We start from the raw sequence: 19,962 nt of genomic DNA, 5'->3' as shown, positions 1-19,962 counted from the left end.
GTGACCGGACCGTACGACGAGGACGCGTTCCGCGCGTTCGTGCTGGCGCGCACGCCGGCGCTGTCGCGCACGGCGTACCTGCTCACGGGCGACGCCCACCTCGCCGAGGACCTCGTCCAGACGGCGCTGTTCAAGGCCGCGAAGGGCTGGCACCGGATCGAGGGCGACCCGGAGCCGTACGTCCGGCGCATCCTCTACACGCAGAACGTCTCCTGGTGGCGCCAGCGCCGCCACGTGCGCGAGCACCACCTCGGTGGGTACGACGCGGCCGCCGCCACCGCCGACACCGACCTGCGCCTCAGCCTCGAGGAGGCGCTCGCCCGGCTCACCACCAAGCAGCGCACCGTGCTGGTGCTGCGCTACTTCGAGGACCTCACCGAGGTGCAGACCGGCGCCGCCCTCGGCATCAGCGCCGGCACGGTGAAGTCGACGACGCGCCAGGCCCTCGCCCGGCTCCGCGCCCTCGCCCCCGACCTCGCCGAGCACGTGGGAGACCCGCGATGACCCTCCATGACGAGCTCGAGCGGATCGCCACCCGGGCGCCGGTGGCCGACGTCCCCGACGACACCTGGCCCCGCGCCCGACGCGCCCGACGCCGCGACCTCGGTCTGACCGTCGCCGGCGTCGCCGCCGTGCTGGCGCTCGTCGCCGGCGCCGTCGCCTGGCTGCCCGACCACCTCGACCCGCCCGTGGCGGCCACGGGGTCCCTCGGCGTTCCCGACCAGCTGTACGGCGTACCGGAGCGGATGTCGGACCGGGAGAACGACGGCTCGTGGATGCGCGACGAGGTCACCGACGACCCGACCGTCGTCGGCGTCGGCGCCGCCGCGTGGGTGACCGACCAGGGGTTGCCGGTCGTGGTCGATGCCGAGCGCGGCGACTACCACCTGCTCGACCTGCGCGACTTCGCCGGCAACAACGAGACCTTCGCGCGCGGCCTCGGCGTCCCCGTGGTCGCGCTGTCGCCCGACGGCACGGAGCTGGCCTACGGGTACGCCGTCTTCGGACCGCACGCCGCGGACGCACCGATCCCCAGCGGGGTGCGCGTGGTCGACCTGACGACGGGCGCGCTGCGCGAGATCCTCGTGCCGGGCGAGGAGGGCACCGCGATCGACCGGATCGAGTGGTCGGAGGACGGGCGCTGGCTGGCGTTCACCGGCCGGCCGCAGGACACCTGGACCGCGGGGACCATGGGCTCGCGGGGACCGGGCGTGATCGGCCGCGTGCCCCCGGGGTCCGACACGGCCACCGTCCGGTCGCTGGCGGCCGCCGACCCGGGCATCACGATCAACGACCTCGGCTCCGTCGGGCTGGACGTCGGGACGTTCAAGGTGTGGTCCGGCAAGCAGGTCATGGAGCCGGACGCGCTGCTCGACGCGCCGCTCAGCCAGCGGCTCGGCACCACCGCCGACGGCCTCGAGGTGCGGCTCCCGGACGACGCTGTGGTGGTCAGGCCCGCGGTCGGCGCCGAGCGACCGGTCATCGACGTACCTGCCGAGATCGCGCCGTCCCTCTCCCTGGCGACCGCCCTGATGACCGCGGACCGCCCGACCGTCGAGCGACCGGCGCCGGACTGGCCGTGGAGCGACGAGCACCGCGCCGCCGTCGTCGGGCTGTACGCCGGACTCGGGGTCGTCTTCCTGATCGCCCTCCGCCGGACCCGCCGCCGCCACCGTCAACGGGTGGCGAGGTAGGCGAGCTGGGCCCGCACCGACCACTCGGCGGCGCCCCAGAGGGACTCGTCGACGTCGGCGTACACGACCTCGACGACCCGGCGCGGCAGCGCCTCGTCCTCGGCCAGCTCCGCTGTCAGGGGTACGCCGAGCTCGCGCAGCGCCGCCTCGACCTGGGCCAGCCGCTCGCGGCGGTGCGCGAGGTAGAAGTCGAGCACCCCGAGCGCGTCGTCGAGCACCGGGCCGTGGGCCGGCCACAGCGTCCGCACCTCACCGGAGACGACCAGCGAGCGCATCCGCGCGATGGAGTCGAAGTAGGGGCCGAGCTGCCCGTCGGGGTGGGCGACCACGGTCGTGCCGCGGCCGAGCACCATGTCGCCGGTCAGCAGCGCCCCGTCGCCGGGCAGCACCAGCGAGATCGAGTCGGCGGTGTGGCCGGGGGTGGTCAGGACCCGCAGCGACAGCCCGTCGACGGTGAGGTCCTCGCCGTCGACCAGCGGCGGCGCGTCCACGCACAGCGCCGGGTCCAGCGCCCGCACCGCGCACCCCTTGCGGGCCGCGAACTCGGCCGCGACCTCCGCGTGGTCGAAGTGGTGGTGGGTGAGCAGCACGAGTCCGACGTCCCCGAGCTCGGCGGTCAGCCGCTCGAGGTGGCCGTCCTCGATCGGGCCGGGGTCGACGACGACCGACGCCGACGCGCCCGGCTCCTGGAGCACCCAGGTGTTGGTGCCGTCGAGCGTCATGATCCCGGGGTTCGGCGCCAGCAGGCACCGGCCGCGCGTCCCGAAGTCCCCGCCCGACCAGTCGTTCGTGGGGGGCGTCATGGCCGCCGACGCGCCGCGACGAGCGGGCGCAGCCGGTCGGGCATCGACAGCGTCCAGCCCTCGCCCAGCGGCTCCACCGAGGGCGTGAACATCTCCACGGACCGCGACGCTGCCACCGCCAGCACCTCCTCGGGCGACTCGTGCTCGCCGACCTCCATCGAGGTGAGGTACGTCGGCGGCATCAGCGCCAGGTCGCCCGCGTCCGCCTGCTCGGCGGCGACCCGGGCCGGGATCCAGTCCACGGACGACGACTCGGTCGACACGTCGCGGGTCACCTGCCCCGACGGCAGCGACGCGACGAAGAACCAGGTGCGGTAGCGCTTCGGCTCGAAGATCGGCGTCAGCCACGCGTCCCACACGCCCAGCAGGTCGGTGCGCAGCACCAGCCCGCGCCGGTTGAGGAAGTCGGTCAGCGACAGCTCGCGTGACTCGAGCGCGACCCGGTCGGCCTCCCAGTCGTCGGCGGTCGTGTCGGCGACGACGTTCGTCTCCGACGTGCCGGCCAGCAGCACGCCGGACTCCTCGAAGGTCTCGCGTACGGCGGCGCACACCAGCGCCCGCGCGGTCTCCTCGTCGCAGCCGAGCCGAGCGGCCCAGTCGGACGGCGACGGACCAGCCCAGGCGACCGTGGTGTCGAAGTCGCGCTTGTCGACGCCGCCACCCGGGAAGACACACATGCCGCCGGCGAAGTCCATCGAGACCTGGCGCCGCATGTAGTAGACCTCGGGGCCGTCGGCCGAGGGACGCATCAGGATCACGGTCGCGGCGTCGCGCGGCTCGGCCGGCTCCTGCCGGCCCTCCTCGAACTCCCGCGCGACGTCGACGAGCTTGTCCGGCAGCGGGACCGGCGGGAGCGGGATCCTCACCCGCGCGTCCGCACGACGACCTCGACCTCGACCGTCGCGTCGAGCGGGAGCACCGGTACGCCGACGGCCGAGCGGGCGTGGATGCCCGCGTCGCCGAACGCCTTGCCGAGCAGCTCGGAGGCGCCGTTCGCGACCTGGGGCTGCCCGGTGAAGTCCGGCGTCGAGGCCACGAAGACCACGACCTTCACGACCTGGGCGACGCGGTCCAGGTCACCGACGACCGACTTCACCGCCGCGATCGCGTTGAGGGCGCACTGCTGCGCGGCCTCCTTCGCCTCCTCGGGCCCCACCTCGCCGCCGACCTTGCCGGTCAGCATCAGCTCGCCGTTCTTCATCGGCAGCTGGCCGGAGGTGAAGACCAGGTCGTCGGAGACCACGGCGGGCACGTACACCGCCACCGGTGCCGGCACCTCGGGCACGGACAGCCCGAGCTCGGCGAGGCGGTCCTCCGGGGCGCTCACTGGAGCGGCCGCTTGAAGTAGCCGACCAGGTTCTCCGGGTTCATGCCGGGCGCGATCTGCACCAGCTCCCACCCGTCGGCCCCGAAGTTGTCCAAGATCTGCTTGGCCGCGTGCGTGAGGATCGGCGCGGTCAGGTACTCCCACTTCGTCATGCTCGGCACCCTACTCGGGGCGGACGCCGGGTCCACCCGTGGTCGGAGCCGACCGCGGTCCTCGGCCGGACTCAGTCTCGACCGAGGATCAGGCCGAACGCTCCGCGCTCGCGGGAACCCCGCGCCGGGCGGCGTGGCGGGCGGCCACCGAGGCGGCGTACGCCGCGCGGCGCCGGGCGACGATGCCGGTCGGGTCGGCCGGGCGCTCGGCCAGGTGCGGCTCGAGGGCCTCGGCGAGGGCGCCGCGGAGCAGGACCAGCGCCTCGGCGCGGAGCTGCGAGATGCGGGACTCGGTGACGCCGAGCTCGGCGGCGATCTCCGCCATCGGGCGCTCCTCGAGGAAGTAGCCGCGGACGACGGCCTGCAGCCGCTCCGGGAGCTCCTCGATCGCGTCGACGAGGTAGGCCATCTGCTCGGCCTTCTCGACGACCTCGGACGGGCCGGGGGTCGCGGCGGGCAGCACGTCGGCGATGGAGTGGTCGGCGCCGTGCAGCGGCAGCACGGCCGCCCGCGACACGTCGGCGTCGGTGCGGGCCACCTCGGCCGGCGTGAGGCCGAGCGACTGCGCGACGGCGGCGTCGTCGGGGAACGCTCCCATGGCGGTCGCCAGGCGCTGGCGCGTCGCCTCGATGTCGCGACTCCGTCGGCGCACCGCACGCGAGGCCCAGTCGATGGAGCGCAGCTCGTCGAGCAGCGCACCTCGCACCCGGGTGGTCGCGTAGGCCGAGAAGGGGACCCCGAGCGAGGAGTCGAACGCACGGGCGGCGGTGACCAGGGCGACCAGGCCCGCGGAGCGGAGGTCGTCGCGGTCCACGGAGGCCGGGATGCGGGCGGACAGCTCACGCACGAGGTGCGCCACCAGGGGCACGTACTCCTCGGCGAGCAGGCTGGGGTCGGTGGAGTCGGGCTCAGTCCGTTGGCTCGTCACACCGTCAAAACGCTTCACGAGAGGAATCCTGACGCGATGCTGAGAGTTTTGTGAACCGGAGTGTCCGAAATGAGTCAAACGGACTATGCCAATTACTCGGGTACTAGGGTCGGTCGCGACACGCCCGACTTGAGTGAAACTTGCGAAAAGCCGCAGGTCAGGCAACGAAATCGGACGAAACCGGTCCAAGAAGCCGCCGAACCCGTCGTGACGCGGCCCGCCGACACGGTCTGGACCACCTAGTCCCCCCTCGTCGAAAACGTTTGCGTAGTCGGTTGACCTCCACCCGTGTTGAAGTCCTAGGTTCGGCGGGTGACCACGACCGTCCCGAGCTCGTCCGCAGGGCGCGCGCCGCGCGAGCGGCTGCTCTCCCCGGCGTACGCCGCGACCACGGTCGGGATGTTCGCGCTGGTCGCGTTCGCCGCCTTCGAGGCGACCGCCGTCACCACCGTGATGCCGACCGTCGCCCGCGACCTCGACGGGATCGGTCTCTACGCCCTCTCCTTCGCGGCGCCGCTCGCGAGCGGGGTGGTCGGCATGGTGGCGGCCGGCGCCCGCAGCGACCGGCACGGCCCGGTCGGCCCCCTTGCGGTCGCGCTGGTGCTCTTCGCGGCCGGCCTCGTGGTCTGCGGCACCGCCCCGACGATGGAGGTCCTGGTCGCCGGGCGCGTGGTGCAGGGGCTCGGCGCCGGCGCGATGACGGTCTGCCTGTACGTCGTGGTCGGCCTGGTCTTCCCCGCGGTCCTCCAGCCAGCCGTCTTCGCGAGCTTCGCGGCGGCCTGGGTGCTGCCGTCCCTCTTCGGGCCGGCCATCGCGGCGTTCGTGGCGCACGCGATCGGGTGGCGCTGGGTCTTCCTCGGCGTGGTCGCGCTGGTCGCGGCGTCGACGCTGCTGATCCTGCCGGCCCTGCGCGGGCTCGAGCCCCGCACCGGGAGCGCGGAGACGCCACGCTCCCGCCTCGCGTGGGCCGCGGTCGGCGCCACCGCCGTCCTCGCCCTCGAGCTGCTCGGGTCGCGCAGCGGCCCCGCGGGCCTGCTCGGGCTGCTCGCGCTCAGCGTCGTCGTGGTCGCGCTCCGCCGGCTGCTGCCGGCCGGCGCCCTGCTCGCGCGGCGTGGGCTGCCCGCCGTGATCGGCACCCGCGGGCTGCTCAGCGCCTCCTTCTTCTGCGCGGAGGCCTACATCGTCTTCGTGCTCCAGGACCGCTGGGGCCTCACCCCCGGCACCGCCGGCCTGGCCCTGACCGCCGTCGGCCTCGTCTGGGCAGGCTCGAGCCAGGTGCAGTCGCGCCTCGGCGCCCGGGTCTCCGACGTCACCGCGATGCGCTGGGGCACCGCCCTGGTGCTCGTCGGCACGGCCGCGCTGCTCGCCGTGGTGGTCGGCCACGGGTCGCCCGTGCTCGCGATGACGGCGTACGTCGTCGCCGGCGCCGGCATGGGCTTCGGCTACCCCCGCACCGGGGTGGCGATGCTCGCCGCCTCGACCGACGCCGACCGCGGCTTCAACTCCTCGGCCCTGTCGATCGCCGACTCCCTCGGCGGCGCGCTGTCCCTGTCGCTGTCGGGCATCGTGTTCGGCGCCGCGACCCGCGCGGGCGTCGACCCGTTCGTGTCGGTCTTCGCGCTCGCGGGCGGGCTTGCCGTCCTCGGTGTGGTCACGGCCTCGCGGACGTCACCGAGCTGAGCTTGTCGGGCGCGCGCACGATGTCGATGCGGGTGATCAGCTCACCGTCGACCGTGAACGACAGCACCGAGTGGATCTCGTCGTCGACGTAGAACGCGACGCCGGTGCGGCCGTTGACGTCGACGACCTCCGCGCGACCGGGCCTGCGGGTGACGCCGGCCATGAAGCGGGCGACCCGGTCCGGGCCGACCACCGGCCGCCGGGCCGCGTTCACGACGCCGCCCCCGTCGCTGGTCAGCACCACCGACGGGTCGAGCAGCCGGACCAGGCCGCCGAGGTCACCACCGGCGGCGGCGCCGAGGAACGCGCCGACCACGCGGTCGTGGGTCCCCGGGTCCACCGCGACCCGCGGCGTGCCCGCCGCGACGTGCTGCCGGGCCCGGCGGGCGAGCTGGCGCACCGCCTCCGGCGTCCGCCCGACCGCCTCCGCGACCTCGGGGAACGGCACCTCGAAGATGTCGTGCAGGACCCAGGCCGTCCGCTCGGCCGGCGTCAGCCGCTCCAGCGCGACCAGCAGGGCGTAGCGGACCGAGTCGTCGAGGCTGACCCGGTCCTCGACGAGCGGGCCGACCACGGGCTCGGGCAGCCACGGCCCGACGTACGACTCGCGACGCACCCGGGCCGACCGCAGCGTGTCGAGCGCGGCGCGAGCCACCGTCACCGTCGCCCAGGCGCCGACGTCGCGCACGGGCTCGCGCTCGTCGGCGGCGACCAGGCGCAGCCAGCACTCGGCGACGACGTCCTCGGCCTCCGCGTGGCTGCCGAGGATCGCGTAGGCGACCCGCACCAGGCGCGGGCGCTCGGCGTCGTACGCCGGGGCGAGGTGGTCGGTCACCGGTCGGCCAGCCACTGGTCGAAGGTGATCCGGCCGCGCGGACCGTCCTCCGTCGGCAGCAGGCCGCCCGAGCGCATCGCCCTGCCGGCTGCTCCCGGCAGCCGCACCGGGACCACCCGCCGCCCGCCGGCGACCCGCCGCGCCAGGTCGACCATGTCGTGGACCTCGGGCCCGGCCAGGTCCGGCACCCGGCCGGAAGGACCGGCGGCGGCCAGGTCGACCAGCGCCTCCGCGACCTCGCGTGCCGCGACCGTCTGGCTCCGCATCCGCGGCACCAGCGAGAACGGGCCGACGCGCACGAAGCCGAGGGCCTGCTCCGCGAACTCGTGGAACTGGGTGGCCCGGAGCACCGACCACGGGGTCGCCCCCTCGGCGAGCACCAGCTCCTGCAGCCGCTTGCCGGCGTAGTAGCCGGTGTCGACGCGGTCGATCCCCACGATCGAGAGCGCCACCACGTGCGCCGCGCCCGCAGCCTGGAGGTGACGGGTGACGCCACCGAAGAACGCCTCGGCCTCCTCACGCTTCTGGGTGCGGACGCTGGTGACGTCGACGACCGCGTCGACCCCGACCAGTCGCTCGGCCAGCCCGGCGCCGGTGGTCAGGTCGACGCCCTCGCCGCGAGAGAGCACGACGACGTCGTGTCCGCGCTCGTGGGCGACCTCGACGACGTGCCGGCCGACGGCCCCGGTCCCGCCGGCCACCGCGATCCTCATGCCGCCACCTCCGTCCGCGCTCCGGCACGGGCCGGCACCAGGAGGAGCACGGCCAGGACCAGGGTCCCACCGAGGGCGACCACGTTGCCCACGGCGTCGACCGCGGCGAGGTCGTCGAGGTGGTGCAGGTGGTAGCCGAGGTGGAGGACGGAGAAGGTCGTCCAGGCGGCGCCGAGCAGCAGCGTCGTACGCCGCTCGCGCCAGGCGATCGCCAGCACGCCGGCGACGGCGAGCGCGAGGTAGAGCCCGCCGACGTCACGCACGAGGTGCTCGTTGTAGGGCCCGTCGCCCCCGACCCACATGCGGTTGAGGCCCGGGAAGCTGTCGTAGAAGGACCGGGGCGCCAGGGACGCCCACCAGCCGACGTACGACGCCGACGCGGTGAGCACCCCCGTCGCCACGGTGAGTGTCGTCGTGTTCACACCCGGATGACGAGACAGCCCCGTCCGGGTGTGACATCAGCCGACGAGCAGGTCCGGCTCGGTCTTCTCGCGGACCTCGTCCTCGGTGACGCCCGGGGCCAGCTCGACCAACCGGAGACCCTCGGGCGTGACGTCGATGACGGCGAGGTCGGTGATGATCCGCTGGACGCAGCCGCGGCCGGTGTAGGGCAGCGAGCACTCGTCGACGATCTTGTAGGTGCCGTCCTTGGCGACGTGCTCCATCAGCACGATCACCCGCTTGGCACCGTTGACGAGGTCCATCGCCCCGCCCATGCCCTTGACCATCTTCCCGGGGATCATCCAGTTCGCGATGTCGCCAGCCCTCGAGACCTGCATCGCCCCCAGGATCGCGGCGTCGATCTTGCCTCCGCGGATCATCCCGAACGACGTGGCCGAGTCGAAGATGCTCGCCCCGGGCCGCAGCGTCACGGTCTCCTTGCCGGCGTTGATGAGGTCGGCGTCGACGGCGTCCTCGGTCGGGTACGCACCGGTGCCGAGCACGCCGTTCTCCGACTGCAGGACCAGCTCCACACCGTCGGGGACGTAGTTGGGCACCAGCGTCGGCAGCCCGATGCCGAGGTTCACGTACGAGCCGTCCGACAGCTCCGAGGCAGCCCGCGCCGCCATCTCCTCACGCGACCAGCTCATGACGCCCCTCCATCACGCACGGTCCTCTTCTCGATCCGCTTGTCGGCCGCCTGCTCCGGGGTCAGCGCAACCACCCGGTGCACGAACACGCCCGGGGTGTGGACCTGCGCCGGGTCGATCTCGCCGGGCTCGACGAGCTCCTCGACCTCGGCGATCGTGGTCCGCCCGCACATCGCGGCGAGGTTGTTGAAGTTGCCGGCGGACTCGCGGTAGACGAGGTTGCCGTGCCGGTCGCCCTTCCAGGCGCGCACCAGGCCGAAGTCCGCGACGATCGCGTGCTCCAGCACGAACTCCTTCGGCCCCTCGGCCGTCTCGAACGTCTGGGTCTGCTTCGCGGGCGAGGACACCTCGACGTTGCCCTGGTCGTCGTACTTCCACGGCAGCCCGCCGTCGGCGACCTGGGTGCCGACCCCGGTGCCGGTGAAGAACGCGGCGATCCCGGTGCCGCCCGCGCGCATCCGCTCGGCGAGCGTGCCCTGCGGTGTCAGCTCGACCTCCAGCTCCCCGGCGAGGTACTGGCGCGCGAACTCCTTGTTCTCCCCGACGTACGACGAGACCATCCGGCGGATCCGCTTCTGCGCCAGCAGCAGGCCCAGGCCCCAGTCGTCGACGCCGCAGTTGTTCGACACCGCCTCCAGGTCCGTCGTACCGGACTCCAGCAGCGCCTGGATCAGCACCGACGGGATCCCGCAGAGCCCGAACCCGCCGACGGACAGCGTCGCGCCGTCTGGGATGTCCGCGACCGCCTCCGCGGCGGTCGTCACCACCTTGTCCACGCCTGGCCTCCTCGTTGTGACCTGCCTCGCGATGGAGTTTAGGGGTGCCGCTCCGCTGGCTACCCTCGGTCCATGTCCGTGCCGAGCACCGCCGACTGGTCCCGCGTGCGGCTGCACGTCGTGACCGGCAAGGGCGGCACCGGCAAGTCCACCGTCGCCGCCGCGCTCGCCCTGGGACTCGCCTCGCACGGCAAGCAGGTGCTCCTCTGCGAGGTCGAGGGCCGCCAGGGCATCGCCCGGATGTTCGACGTCGACCCGCTCCCGTACGCCGAGCGCCGGATCGCGACCGGGCTCCGCCACGAGGACCGCACCCCCGGCGCGGTGCACGCGCTGCACATCGACGCCGAGTCCGCGCTGCTCGAGTACCTCGCCATGTACTACAAGCTCGGCCGCGCCGGGAAGGCGCTCGACCGCTTCGGCGTGATCGAGTTCGCGACCACGATCGCCCCGGGTGTCCGCGACGTGCTGCTCACCGGCAAGGTCTTCGAGGCCGTGCAGCGCAACAGCCGCAACAAGGCCGCGATCCAGTACGACGCGGTCGTCCTCGACGCACCGCCGACCGGCCGGATCACCCAGTTCCTCAACGTGAGCGGCGAGCTCGCCGGGCTCGCCAAGGTCGGGCCGATCAAGAGCCAGTCCGACACGATGATGACCCTCTTCCGCTCCCCGCGGACCGCCGTCCACCTGGTCACCGTCCTGGAGGAGATGCCGGTGCAGGAGACCGCCGACGGCATCCTCGACCTGGTGGCGGCCGGCCTGCCCGTCGGCGGAGTGATCGTCAACCAGGTCCGTTCCCGTGACATCACCGACGGCGACCTGGACGCCGCACGCGACGGACGGCTCGACACCGGTCGCCTGGCCGCCGACCTCGAGGAGGCCGGCGTGGACCTCGACGAGGGGCTGGTCGACGGACTGGTCGCCGAGGCGCACGACCACGCCGTACGCCGCGCGCTCGAGGACAGCCAGCGCGCGGTCGTCGCCGGGCTCGACCGACCGTCGTACGAGCTGCCCCGCCTGCCGGGCGGGGTCGACCTCGGCGGCCTCTACGAGCTCGCGGCCATGCTCAAGCAGCAGGGGCTGGCATGACCGCCGCACAGAGGAGGGCCAGACCCCGCGTCGGCCCGCTCGCCGGCCGCCCCGGACCCGCCCCCGAGATGGACGTCGACGCCCTGCTCGACGACCGCGGGATCGGCATCATCGTCTGCTGCGGCTCGGGTGGCGTCGGCAAGACGACCACCTCGGCCGCCCTCGCGCTGCGGGCCGCCGAGCGCGGCCGCCGCGTCGTCGTCCTCACCATCGACCCCGCGAAGCGGCTGGCCCAGTCGATGGGCATCGAGCAGCTCGACAACACCCCCCGACCGGTCACCGGGCTGCGCACCAACGCCAAGGGCAACCGCAAGGGCGGCGGGCTCGACGCGATGATGCTCGACATGAAGCGCACCTTCGACGAGGTGGTCGAGAGCCAGGCCGCTCCCGAGAAGGCGCGCCAGATCCTGGAGAACCCCTTCTACATCGCGCTCTCGAGCTCGTTCTCCGGCACGCAGGAGTACATGGCGATGGAGAAGCTCGGGCAGATCCACGCCGACGCCCAGCGCGACGGCAGCTACGACCTGATCGTGGTCGACACCCCGCCGTCCCGCTCGGCACTCGACTTCCTGGACGCGCCGGAGCGACTGTCCAGCTTCCTCGACGGTCGCTTCATCCGCCTGCTGCTCACGCCCGCGAAGGGGCCGGCCCGGATGATGACGGCCGGTCTCGGCATCATCACCGGGGCGCTGAACAAGATCCTCGGCACCCAGGTGCTGCGCGACATGCAGACCTTCGTCGCCGCCTTCGACACGCTGTTCGGCGGCTTCCGGCAGCGCGCTCAGAAGACCTTCGAGCTCCTCCAGGCCGACGGCACGGCGTTCCTGGTGGTCGCTGCTCCCGAGCCCGACGCGCTGCGCGAGGCGGCGTACTTCGTCGAGCGGCTCGCCGACGACGACATGCCCCTCGTGGGCATGATCGTGAACCGCGCGAGCCCGGTGCCCCGCGGCACGCTCTCCGCCGACGAGGCGATGGCCGCCGCGACCCGGCTGCGTCAGCGCGACCCGGGGTCGCTCACGGCAGGCCTGCTGCACCTGCACGCCGACCAGTCCCGCATCGTAGAGCGCGAGGAGCAGCTGCGCGCACGGTTCGCGGCCGCGCACCCGCAGGTGCCCACGGCCGTCGTGCCGGCGCTACCGGGCGACGTGCACGACCTCGCCGGCCTGCGCCGGGTCGGTGAGCTGCTCGCGAAGAGCTGAGCCTGGACTCAGACGCTGACGACGGGCGAGACTCCGCCCTTCTCGCGCGCCGTCTCGAGGACGGAGCGCCACGAGGCGTTCGGACGACGACGCAGCAGCGCGCGGCGCTCCCGCTCGGTCATCCCGCCCCAGACCCCCCACTCGATCTGGTTGTCGAGCGCCTCCGCGAGGCACTCGGTGCGCACCGGGCAGCCGGAGCACAGCTGCTTGGCCTTGTTCTGCTCGGCCCCACGGACGAACAGCTGGTCTGGCTGCGACTCGCGGCACGCAGCCGCACTCGCCCAATCCTCAACCCACATATCGGATGTCCCCACATCACTACCGGGATCGACGGCGTCCCCATGACGCCTTGCCCGGGAGGTTTCCCCTCGGTGAGCAAAGTTAAGAGAATGCTGAGCGTGGGGACAGACCAAATGTGCCCAGATCGTCTAGTCCATTCGGACTAGTCCGCCCGGGTGAGACGCCCGGATCGAGGAATCGGGCTCTCTACGACCGGTCCCGTATCCTCGGAGCCATGTCCGAGCCGCGCGACGAGCGCCTGTCCGCCGGTCGCGTCGCCTCCCACCTCGCGGTGATGGTGGCCGTGGCCGCCATCCTCGGCGTCGTCGTCGCCGGCCTCGCGATCCCGTTCGCCGGGGTCCTCGGCGTCGGCGCCCGCAACGTCGCGAAGGCGATGGACAACCTGCCGGCCGAGCTCGAGACGGACCCGCTCCCCCAGCGCACGAAGCTGATCGACGCCGCGGGCAACACGATCGCGACGTTCTACGACGAGAACCGGGTCAACGTCTCGCTCGACCAGGTCTCACGGACGATGATCGAGTCGATCATCTCGATCGAGGACGCGCGCTTCTACCAGCACGGCGCCCTGGACCTGAAGGGCACGGTCCGCGCGCTCGTCACCAACCAGGCGAACTCGGGCGTCGTCCAGGGTGGTTCGTCGATCACCCAGCAGATGGTGAAGATGACCCTCCAGACGCAGGCCCACACGAAGGCCGAGCGGGCGGCGGCCACGGAGGACACCTACGCGCGCAAGCTCAAGGAGCTGCGCTACGCGATCGCGTTCGAGCAGAAGCACTCGAAGGACTGGATCCTCGAGCGCTACCTGAACATCGCCTACTTCGGCGACGGCACCTACGGCATCCAGTCGGCCGCCCGCCACTACTTCGGCGTCAACGCGAAGAACCTCAACCTGCGGCAGTCCGCGATGCTCGCCGGCCTGGTGAAGAACCCGTCCGGCTACGACCCCACCAACTCCCCCGACCGGGCGCTCGAGCGCCGCAACGTCGTGCTGGACCGGATGGCCCAGCTCAACGTGATCACCCGGGAGAAGGCCGACAAGGCCAAGGAGATGAAGCTCGGCCTGCACGTCGTTCCGGCGAAGAACGGCTGCGTGAACTCGCAGGCGCCGTTCTTCTGCGACTACGCGTGGAACTACCTGCTCGCCGACCCGTCGCTCGGCAAGACGGTCGGTCAGCGGCGCCGGACGTTGAAGTCCGGCGGCCTCACCATCCAGACGACGATCGACCTGCGCGACCAGCGGGCCGCCGACGAGTCCGTCGGCAACCACGTCGCTCCGACCGACCAGGCCATCGGCGCGCTCGCCATGGTCGAGCCCGGCACCGGCGACGTGAAGGCGGTCGCCCAGTCGCGCCCGATGGGCAGCATCAAGAAGGACGGTCAGACCTACCTCAACTACGTGGTGCCGTCGAAGTACGGCGACTCCGCCGGCTTCCAGGCGGGCTCCACGTTCAAGATCTTCGTGCTCGCCTCGGCGATCAACAACGGCACCTCGCTGAACACGACGATCGCCTCCCCGCAGACCAAGGACATCCCGATGTCCGACTTCCCGGACTGCGATGGCAACTTCGCGAGCACCGACGTGTGGAACGTCAACAACTCGACCGGCGAGGGCACCTTCAACCTCTACACCGGCACCCAGAACTCGGTGAACACGTTCTTCGCCCAGCTCGAGGAGCGCACCGGCCTGTGCCAGCCGTTCAAGCTCGCCAAGTCCATGGGCATCGAGCTGACCGACCCCGACCGCGAGCGGGTGCCGTCCTTCACCCTGGGCGTGCCGAACGTGAGCCCGCTGGAGATGGCCGAGGCCTACGCGACGGTCGCGGCCCGCGGGCTGCACTGCTCGTCGCGGCCGGTGACCGCGATCCTCGACTCCGAGGGGCGGACGCTCAAGGAGTACCCGAAGGACTGCAAGCAGGTGATGCCGAAGGGCACCGCCGATGCCGTCAACGACATCCTGCGCGGCGTCCAGGAGACCGGCTTCGGCGCCCAGGCCGGCATCGCCCTCGACCAGCCGTCGGCCGGCAAGACCGGCACGATCAACGACAACATGGCCGTGTGGTTCTGCGGCTACACGCCCAACCTCGCGACGGCGTCGATGATCGCCGGCGCCAACAGCCTGGGCCAGCCGATCACCCTCAACGGGCAGACCCTCGCGGGCCAGTACGTCGTCTCCGCGCACGGGTCGACCACCGCCGGCCCGATGTGGGGCGACGCGATGAAGAAGATCTCGGCCTGGCTGCCCGACGAGGACTTCGTGACCCCGGCCAGCGACATCGTCAACGGCGTCCAGGTCTCGGTCCCCTCGACCTCAGGCATGAGCGTCGACCAGGCCGAGAGCACGCTCGAGGACGCGGGCTTCTACCCGACGGTCTCCAGCCCGGTGAACTCGGGCAGCTCGGAGGGCACCGTCGCCTACACGTCACCCTCCGGCGGCTCCTACGCCTCGAAGGGCTCGTCGGTCACCATCTACCCGTCCAACGGCAGGCCCCCGCGGGGCCACGGTGGTGGCGGTGGCGGGGGCCAGGACCACGGCGGGCGCGGCGGGCGCTGAGCCGGTAAGAGCCCCCGGGGCTCAGCCCAGCTGGCGGCGTACCTCCGCCGCGACCGCACCGCCGTCGGCACGGCCCTTCACCTGGGGCGTGACGACGCCCATCACCCTGCCCATCGCCTTCATGCCCTCGCCGGCGGCGCCGACCTGGGCGACGGCGGCGGTCACCAGGTCGGCGATCTCCTGCTCGCTGAGCTGGGCGGGGAGGTAGTCGGCGATCACGGCCGCCTCGGCGGTCTCCTTCTCGGCCATCTCGGTGCGCCCGCCATCGGCGAACGCCGTCGCTGCCTCGCGGCGCTTCTTGGCCTCGCTGGACAGCACCCCGATGATGTCGTCGTCGCTGAGCTCACGGGCTGACTTGCCGGCGACCTCGGCGTTGGTGATCGCGGTGAGCACCATCCGCAGCGTGGAGGAGCGCACCTCGTCGCGGGACTTGATCGCGGTGGTGAGGTCGGCGCGCAGACGGTCCTTGAGGTCGCTCATGTGGCCCATTGTGGCAGCCTTGCCCCGGTGACCACCTCGTCGTTCCTCCGCCGCTCGGCGCTCAGGCTCCTCGGCGGCGGTGCGGCGGCGGGAGCCGCCCTGACGGCGTACGCCCTGGTCGAGGCGCGGGCCTACACGCTGCGCCGGGTCACGGTGCCGGTGCTGCCGCCGGGCAGCCCGGACCTGCGGGTGCTGCACCTCAGCGACGTGCACATGACGCCGGGCCAGACCCGCAAGCAGGAGTGGCTGCGCGGTCTCGCGGACCTGCGGCCCGACCTCGTCGTCGACACCGGCGACAACCTGGCGCACGACCAGGCCGTCCCGGTCGTCCTGGACTCGCTGGGCGACCTGCTCGACGTGCCCGGCGTCTTCGTCTTCGGGTCCAACGACTACTTCCGTCCCTCGCTGCGCAACCCGGTCCGCTACCTGCTCCCCGACGACGGCACCCGACACACGGACACGCCGAAGCTGCCGTGGCCGGCCCTGCGCGAGGGGTTCACCTCGGCGGGCTGGGCCGACCTGACCAACCGGCACGCGACCCTCGAGGTGCGCGGCGTGCGGATCTCCTTCGCCGGAGTCGACGACCCCCACCTCGGCTACGACCGCCTCGACGACGTCGCCGGTCCGGCCGACCCGGACGCCGACCTGCGGCTCGGCGTCGCGCACGCGCCGTACCTCCGGGTGCTGGACCGGTTCGCGGCCGACGGGTACGACGCGGTGCTGGCCGGGCACACGCACGGCGGCCAGGTGTGCGTCCCCGGCATCGGTGCGCTGACCACCAACTGCGACCTCGAACCGGCGCGCGCCAAGGGCCTGCACCGGCACCCGGCGGGCTCGCGACCCGGCGATCCGGGGTCGTCGTGGCTGCACGTCTCGGCCGGCCTGGGCACCAGTCCGTACGCCCGGATCCGGGTCGCCTGCCGCCCGGAGGCCACCCTCCTGACCCTCGTCGCGACCCCGGGACCGACCGGGGGCTGAACCGATTTCGGGAGGCCGGAGGTGCTCGGGTATGGTTGCCCCCGGCCTGCTCCGGTGGGCCGATCGGGCTGTGGCGCAGCTTGGTAGCGCGCTTCGTTCGGGACGAAGAGGCCGCAGGTTCAAATCCTGTCAGCCCGACAGTGTGATGTCTCAGGACATCGTGGACACCCGGACCTACGGAAACGTAGGTTCGGGTGTTTTTCATTTGGGAGTTCGTGGCTGGTAGTCCTTGCTGAGGTCGATGGTGAGTTCGCGGAGTAGTTCGCCGGTGATGGCGTTGATGACGCGGACGTCGAGGTCGTGGACGAGCAGGATGACGTGGGTTCGGGCGTGGGTTCGTCCGATGCCGATGTGGCGTAGTTGGCCGTGGACGCGCAAGGTGACGGTGCCTGCTTTGTCGACGATGTCGTGTCGGATCCGGTCGTGGGTCTCGGCGTTGCGGGCGGGGCCGGGCAGCGCCTTGGGCATTGACTCGTAGAGGGTCGCTGGGGTGGCCCGGTGCGGTAGCGATCGGTGCGGCCGGTGCTGGTTGTACTCGGTGACGAATTGGTCGAGCAGGGCTTGCAGTTCGGCGATGGTGGCGGGTTGGGCGGGTTGGGCTCGTAGCCACTTCTTCATGGTCTGCTGGAACCGTTCGACCTTGCCGCAGGTGGTGGGGTGGTTGGGTCGGGAGTTCTTCTGCTCCACGTGCCAGTCGCGGAGCTGTTGCTCGAAGCCGTTGCGTCCGCCGCGGTGTCCGGTGCTGGCCAGGCGGACGGTGTAGACCATCCCGTTGTCGGTGAGTGTGGATGCTGGGATGCCGTGCTGACCTGCGGCTTCGCGGAAGGTGGCCTTCACGATGGGGGTGGTGATCGCCCGGTGGGCTGAGACGTGCAGGGCGTAGCGGGTGCAGTCGTCGAGCCAGGTGATGATCTCGGTGTTCTGGCCGGTTGAGAGCCGGTAGTGGGTGAAGTCGGACTGCCAGCACTCGTTCGGCATCGCGGCCTCGAACCGGATGTAGGACGACTTCGGTCGCTTCTTCGGTTCCGGGGTGATGGCGCCTGCGCGGGTGAGGATGCGGTGGATCGTGGCCCGGGACAGGGTGGTCTGGTGGTGGTGGGTCAGGTGCCAGCCCAGGGTGTCGGCGCCGGCGTCGTGTCCGGCCGCGAGGAGCTCTTTGCGTAGCTGTAGGACGAGCTCGACGGTCTCGGGTGGGGTCGCGCCCGGGGTGGTCTTCGGCGCCCTGGAGCGGGGCTCGAAAGCGGCCTCGCCCTCGACGCGGTAGCGGGCGAGGAGCTCGTAGACCCACGACCTCGAGACGCCGTAGTCGGCGACCACCTCCGCGACGGTGCGGTTCTCGAGGGTGACGGCGGTGATGACCAGGCGGGCCTTCGACATCCCGCACGTCTATCCGCCGGTGTGGCGACACCCGCCCTGCTGTCCGGCATGTCGTGAGACATCAGTCCGGGATGACCTGAGACATGTGTCCGGGATGTCCTGAACCAGCACCCTGTCAGCCCGACAGCGAGGGCCCGGATCCGCATCGCGGATCCGGGCCCTGCTCTGTCTCCGGCCCCGGTCCAGTCCGTGGTTTCCCAGGCCCGCTCGGTGGAATGCTGGCGACATGGCTGACGAGGAGCGCGACGAGCCGTCGCTCGAGATGCCGCGGCTGCGTCTCCGCCGCCCGCGCGGTCGGCGCCGCGCCGTACCGGAGCCCGAGCCGGTGCCGGCGACCAGCGGTGAGCAGGCAACCGAGACGCTCCCTCAGGTGGAGGAGACGGTTGCCGACGCACCGCCGCCCGTGCCGCCGCCCGTGCCGGAGCCGGTGCCGGCGGTTAGCGGCGAGCAGGCAACCGAGGTGCTCCCGCAGACGACCCAGCTGGTTGCCGACGCACCGCCGCCCGTCGACGCCGAGCCCGAGCCGGAGCCCCGCGAGCCTCGCCATCTCCCCCGGCCGCCCGCGTGGGTCGCCGTCGTCGTGACGGGCCTGCTGGTCGGCCTCGTGGTGGTCGGGCTGACCTGGGCGTCGCTCCGGACCTGCGAGAGCGTCCAGGGAACCTCGACGTGCGGGACGGCCGGCTACCCGATGCTCGCCCTGGTCCTGGTCGTCGCCATCGTCGTGGGCAGCCTGCTGCTCCGGCTCGCGCAGGTGCCCGACCCCGTCAGCACCAGCATCCTGGGCATCGGCGTCGCGTCGGTGCTCGCCCTGGTCTTCCTCATCGACCACCTCGACCAGGTCGCCATGGTCGGGGTCATCCCGGCCCTGTGCGCGCTGACCTTCGCCGGCGCGCACTGGCTCACGACCGCGGTCATCGAGCCCAGCGACCGCTGACGCTCCGTCGAGCCTAGGAGCGCGAGGCGGCGATCAGCTCCGCGATCTGCACCGTGTTGAGGGCCGCACCCTTGCGCAGGTTGTCGTTGGACACGAAGAGCGCGAGGCCGCGCCCCTCGTCGACGCCCTCGTCCTGACGGATCCGGCCGACGTACGACGGGTCCTGGCCGGCCGCCTGGAGCGGGTTGGGGATGTCGGAGAGCTCGACGCCCGGCGCCCCGGTCAGCAGCTCGCGCGCCCGCTCGGCCGACAGCGGCCGGGCGAACTCGGCGTTGATCGCCAGCGAGTGACCGGTGAAGACCGGCACGCGCACACAGATGCCGGACACGGGGAGGTCGGGGATGCCCAGGATCTTGCGCGACTCGTTGCGCAGCTTCTGCTCCTCGTCGGTCTCGTTCAGACCGTCGTCGACGATCGAGCCCGCCATCGGCAGCACGTTGTAGGCGATCGTCCGCTCGTACTTCACCGGCTCCGGGAAGGTCACCGCCGAGCCGTCGTAGGCCAGCTCGGTGGCCTTGTCGCCGGCTGCCGCGACCTGACCGGACAGCTCCTCCACGCCGGCGACGCCGGAGCCGGAGACGGCCTGGTAGGTCGACGCGATCAGCCGCACCAGCCCGGCCTCGTCGTGGAGCGGCTTGAGGACCGGCATCGCCGCCATGGTGGTGCAGTTCGGGTTGGCGATGATGCCGCGACCGGCGGCGAGCACGCCCGCCATCGCCTCCGGGTTGACCTCGGAGACGACGAGCGGGATGGCCGGGTCCTTGCGGAACGCGCTGGAGTTGTCGACGACGATCACGCCGGCCTCGACGAACTTCGGGACCAGGGCGCGCGAGGTGGTCGCACCCGCGGAGAAGAGCGCGATGTCGAGACCGCTGGGGTCCGCGGTCTCCGCGTCCTCGACGACCACGTCGCGACCCGCGAAGGGCAGCACCTTGCCCGCGGAGCGGGCGGAGGCGAAGAAGCGGACCTGGTCGACCGGGAAGCCGCGCTCCTCGAGGATCTGGCGCATCGCGACGCCCACCTGGCCGGTGGCGCCCACGACTCCGATGTTGACCATC

Annotated in this window: 22 protein-coding genes and 1 tRNA gene; 9 read left to right on the top strand and 14 right to left on the bottom strand. The window is 72.3% G+C overall.

Annotated features, from left to right (window positions below):
• Positions 1-504: a SigE family RNA polymerase sigma factor gene (locus ACFPYL_RS03115; RefSeq protein WP_379150233.1), complete on the top strand. Its 504-nt coding sequence runs from the start codon at positions 1-3 to the stop codon at positions 502-504.
• On the top strand, positions 501-1,694 hold the full coding sequence (locus ACFPYL_RS03110; protein ID WP_379150231.1) for a hypothetical protein: 1,194 nt from the start codon (positions 501-503) through the stop codon (positions 1,692-1,694). The genes ACFPYL_RS03115 and ACFPYL_RS03110 overlap by 4 nt, the downstream gene beginning before the upstream one ends.
• On the opposite strand, the gene ACFPYL_RS03105 is transcribed toward ACFPYL_RS03110, so the two are convergent.
• The 5 genes from ACFPYL_RS03105 to ACFPYL_RS03085 all read right to left on the bottom strand — a co-directional run bounded on the left by ACFPYL_RS03105 (position 1,676) and on the right by ACFPYL_RS03085 (position 4,922).
• Positions 1,676-2,497 carry an MBL fold metallo-hydrolase gene (locus ACFPYL_RS03105; RefSeq protein WP_379150229.1) on the bottom strand — a complete coding sequence of 274 codons (822 nt, stop codon included), beginning with the start codon at positions 2,495-2,497 and terminating at the stop codon, positions 1,676-1,678. The genes ACFPYL_RS03110 and ACFPYL_RS03105 overlap by 19 nt on opposite strands.
• Positions 2,494-3,363, bottom strand: coding sequence for an NUDIX hydrolase (locus ACFPYL_RS03100; RefSeq protein WP_379150227.1), 870 nt, complete (start codon positions 3,361-3,363; stop codon positions 2,494-2,496). Before ACFPYL_RS03100 ends, ACFPYL_RS03105 begins: the two co-directional genes overlap by 4 nt.
• Positions 3,360-3,824: a RidA family protein gene (locus ACFPYL_RS03095; RefSeq protein WP_379150225.1), complete on the bottom strand. Its 465-nt coding sequence runs from the start codon at positions 3,822-3,824 to the stop codon at positions 3,360-3,362. Before ACFPYL_RS03095 ends, ACFPYL_RS03100 begins: the two co-directional genes overlap by 4 nt.
• On the bottom strand, positions 3,821-3,976 hold the full coding sequence (locus ACFPYL_RS03090) for a DUF4177 domain-containing protein (RefSeq protein ID WP_091110903.1): 156 nt from the start codon (positions 3,974-3,976) through the stop codon (positions 3,821-3,823). The genes ACFPYL_RS03095 and ACFPYL_RS03090 overlap by 4 nt, the downstream gene beginning before the upstream one ends.
• Before the next feature lie 88 nt (positions 3,977-4,064).
• The gene (locus ACFPYL_RS03085) at positions 4,065-4,922 is read right to left on the bottom strand and encodes a sigma-70 family RNA polymerase sigma factor (protein ID WP_379150223.1); all 858 of its coding nucleotides are present in this window, start codon (positions 4,920-4,922) and stop codon (positions 4,065-4,067) included.
• A 294-nt stretch (positions 4,923-5,216) separates the two neighbouring features.
• Here ACFPYL_RS03085 and ACFPYL_RS03080 point away from each other — a divergent pair, with 294 nt between their 5' ends.
• Entirely contained in the window at positions 5,217-6,584 is a 1,368-nt protein-coding gene (locus tag ACFPYL_RS03080; protein ID WP_379150222.1) for an MFS transporter, read from the top strand.
• Here ACFPYL_RS03080 and sigJ read toward each other — a convergent pair.
• Genes sigJ through ACFPYL_RS03055 form a run of 5 tightly spaced genes read right to left on the bottom strand, consistent with a single transcriptional unit; the run spans position 6,556 to position 9,999 of the window.
• Positions 6,556-7,434, bottom strand: coding sequence for an RNA polymerase sigma factor SigJ (gene sigJ, locus ACFPYL_RS03075; RefSeq protein ID WP_379150220.1), 879 nt, complete (start codon positions 7,432-7,434; stop codon positions 6,556-6,558). The genes ACFPYL_RS03080 and sigJ overlap by 29 nt on opposite strands.
• A complete protein-coding gene (locus ACFPYL_RS03070) occupies positions 7,416-8,132 on the bottom strand; it encodes an SDR family oxidoreductase (RefSeq protein WP_379150218.1) in 717 nt (238 codons plus the stop codon). Before ACFPYL_RS03070 ends, sigJ begins: the two co-directional genes overlap by 19 nt.
• Positions 8,129-8,554 carry a hypothetical protein gene (locus tag ACFPYL_RS03065; protein ID WP_379150216.1) on the bottom strand — a complete coding sequence of 142 codons (426 nt, stop codon included), beginning with the start codon at positions 8,552-8,554 and terminating at the stop codon, positions 8,129-8,131. Before ACFPYL_RS03065 ends, ACFPYL_RS03070 begins: the two co-directional genes overlap by 4 nt.
• A gap of 36 nt (positions 8,555-8,590) precedes the next feature.
• The gene (locus tag ACFPYL_RS03060; RefSeq protein ID WP_379150214.1) at positions 8,591-9,223 is read right to left on the bottom strand and encodes a CoA transferase subunit B; all 633 of its coding nucleotides are present in this window, start codon (positions 9,221-9,223) and stop codon (positions 8,591-8,593) included.
• Positions 9,220-9,999, bottom strand: a complete 780-nt coding sequence (locus tag ACFPYL_RS03055) for a CoA transferase subunit A (RefSeq protein WP_379150212.1) — start codon at positions 9,997-9,999, stop codon at positions 9,220-9,222. The genes ACFPYL_RS03060 and ACFPYL_RS03055 overlap by 4 nt, the downstream gene beginning before the upstream one ends.
• A 72-nt stretch (positions 10,000-10,071) precedes the next feature.
• Between ACFPYL_RS03055 and ACFPYL_RS03050 the strand changes: the two genes are divergently transcribed.
• A complete protein-coding gene (locus tag ACFPYL_RS03050; protein WP_379150210.1) occupies positions 10,072-11,085 on the top strand; it encodes an ArsA-related P-loop ATPase in 1,014 nt (337 codons plus the stop codon).
• Positions 11,082-12,284, top strand: a complete 1,203-nt coding sequence (locus tag ACFPYL_RS03045; RefSeq protein ID WP_379150208.1) for an ArsA family ATPase — start codon at positions 11,082-11,084, stop codon at positions 12,282-12,284. The genes ACFPYL_RS03050 and ACFPYL_RS03045 overlap by 4 nt, the downstream gene beginning before the upstream one ends.
• A gap of 8 nt (positions 12,285-12,292) precedes the next feature.
• Here ACFPYL_RS03045 and ACFPYL_RS03040 read toward each other — a convergent pair whose 3' ends face one another.
• Entirely contained in the window at positions 12,293-12,583 is a 291-nt protein-coding gene (locus tag ACFPYL_RS03040) for a WhiB family transcriptional regulator (RefSeq protein WP_379150206.1), read from the bottom strand.
• Positions 12,584-12,798: 215 nt separating this feature from the next.
• On the opposite strand from ACFPYL_RS03040, the gene ACFPYL_RS03035 reads away from it, so the two are divergent.
• The gene (locus ACFPYL_RS03035; protein WP_379150204.1) at positions 12,799-15,135 is read left to right on the top strand and encodes a transglycosylase domain-containing protein; all 2,337 of its coding nucleotides are present in this window, start codon (positions 12,799-12,801) and stop codon (positions 15,133-15,135) included.
• Positions 15,136-15,156: 21 nt separating this feature from the next.
• Here the strand turns inward: ACFPYL_RS03035 and ACFPYL_RS03030 are convergent, their stop codons facing one another.
• Positions 15,157-15,615, bottom strand: coding sequence for a GatB/YqeY domain-containing protein (locus ACFPYL_RS03030; RefSeq protein ID WP_379150202.1), 459 nt, complete (start codon positions 15,613-15,615; stop codon positions 15,157-15,159).
• Between the two features lie 27 nt (positions 15,616-15,642).
• Between ACFPYL_RS03030 and ACFPYL_RS03025 the strand changes: the two genes are divergently transcribed.
• Entirely contained in the window at positions 15,643-16,593 is a 951-nt protein-coding gene (locus ACFPYL_RS03025) for a metallophosphoesterase (RefSeq protein ID WP_379150200.1), read from the top strand.
• Positions 16,594-16,657: 64 nt separating this feature from the next.
• A tRNA-Pro gene (locus tag ACFPYL_RS03020) sits at positions 16,658-16,731 on the top strand.
• 63 nt (positions 16,732-16,794) lie between these two features.
• On the opposite strand, the gene ACFPYL_RS03015 is transcribed toward ACFPYL_RS03020, so the two are convergent.
• Entirely contained in the window at positions 16,795-17,970 is a 1,176-nt protein-coding gene (locus ACFPYL_RS03015; protein WP_379150198.1) for an IS481 family transposase, read from the bottom strand.
• A 226-nt stretch (positions 17,971-18,196) separates the two neighbouring features.
• Here ACFPYL_RS03015 and ACFPYL_RS03010 point away from each other — a divergent pair, with 226 nt between their 5' ends.
• A complete protein-coding gene (locus ACFPYL_RS03010) occupies positions 18,197-18,904 on the top strand; it encodes a hypothetical protein (protein WP_379150196.1) in 708 nt (235 codons plus the stop codon).
• Positions 18,905-18,917: 13 nt separating this feature from the next.
• On the opposite strand, the gene ACFPYL_RS03005 is transcribed toward ACFPYL_RS03010, so the two are convergent.
• A complete protein-coding gene (locus ACFPYL_RS03005) occupies positions 18,918-19,961 on the bottom strand; it encodes an aspartate-semialdehyde dehydrogenase (RefSeq protein ID WP_379150194.1) in 1,044 nt (347 codons plus the stop codon).
• Position 19,962 lies beyond the last annotated feature (1 nt).

It is taken from the genome of Nocardioides hankookensis (assembly GCF_042658885.1).
GTDB lineage: Bacteria > Actinomycetota > Actinomycetes > Propionibacteriales > Nocardioidaceae > Nocardioides > Nocardioides hankookensis.
The sequence above is the reverse complement of the archived record's forward strand: the minus strand, read 5'-3'. Positions and strand labels throughout refer to the sequence as shown.

Coding starts and splice junctions, on each gene's coding strand:
- ACFPYL_RS03110 (WP_379150231.1), top strand. CDS start 501: ATGACCCTCCATGACGAGCTCGAGCGGATCGCCACCCGGGCGCCGGTG.
- ACFPYL_RS03105 (WP_379150229.1), bottom strand. CDS start 2,497: ATGACGCCCCCCACGAACGACTGGTCGGGCGGGGACTTCGGGACGCGC.
- ACFPYL_RS03090 (WP_091110903.1), bottom strand. CDS start 3,976: ATGACGAAGTGGGAGTACCTGACCGCGCCGATCCTCACGCACGCGGCC.
- ACFPYL_RS03070 (WP_379150218.1), bottom strand. CDS start 8,132: ATGAGGATCGCGGTGGCCGGCGGGACCGGGGCCGTCGGCCGGCACGTC.
- ACFPYL_RS03060 (WP_379150214.1), bottom strand. CDS start 9,223: ATGAGCTGGTCGCGTGAGGAGATGGCGGCGCGGGCTGCCTCGGAGCTG.
- ACFPYL_RS03050 (WP_379150210.1), top strand. CDS start 10,072: ATGTCCGTGCCGAGCACCGCCGACTGGTCCCGCGTGCGGCTGCACGTC.
- ACFPYL_RS03045 (WP_379150208.1), top strand. CDS start 11,082: ATGACCGCCGCACAGAGGAGGGCCAGACCCCGCGTCGGCCCGCTCGCC.
- ACFPYL_RS03040 (WP_379150206.1), bottom strand. CDS start 12,583: ATGTGGGTTGAGGATTGGGCGAGTGCGGCTGCGTGCCGCGAGTCGCAG.
- ACFPYL_RS03035 (WP_379150204.1), top strand. CDS start 12,799: ATGTCCGAGCCGCGCGACGAGCGCCTGTCCGCCGGTCGCGTCGCCTCC.
- ACFPYL_RS03030 (WP_379150202.1), bottom strand. CDS start 15,615: ATGAGCGACCTCAAGGACCGTCTGCGCGCCGACCTCACCACCGCGATC.
- ACFPYL_RS03015 (WP_379150198.1), bottom strand. CDS start 17,970: ATGTCGAAGGCCCGCCTGGTCATCACCGCCGTCACCCTCGAGAACCGC.
- ACFPYL_RS03010 (WP_379150196.1), top strand. CDS start 18,197: ATGGCTGACGAGGAGCGCGACGAGCCGTCGCTCGAGATGCCGCGGCTG.
- ACFPYL_RS03005 (WP_379150194.1), bottom strand. CDS start 19,961: ATGGTCAACATCGGAGTCGTGGGCGCCACCGGCCAGGTGGGCGTCGCG.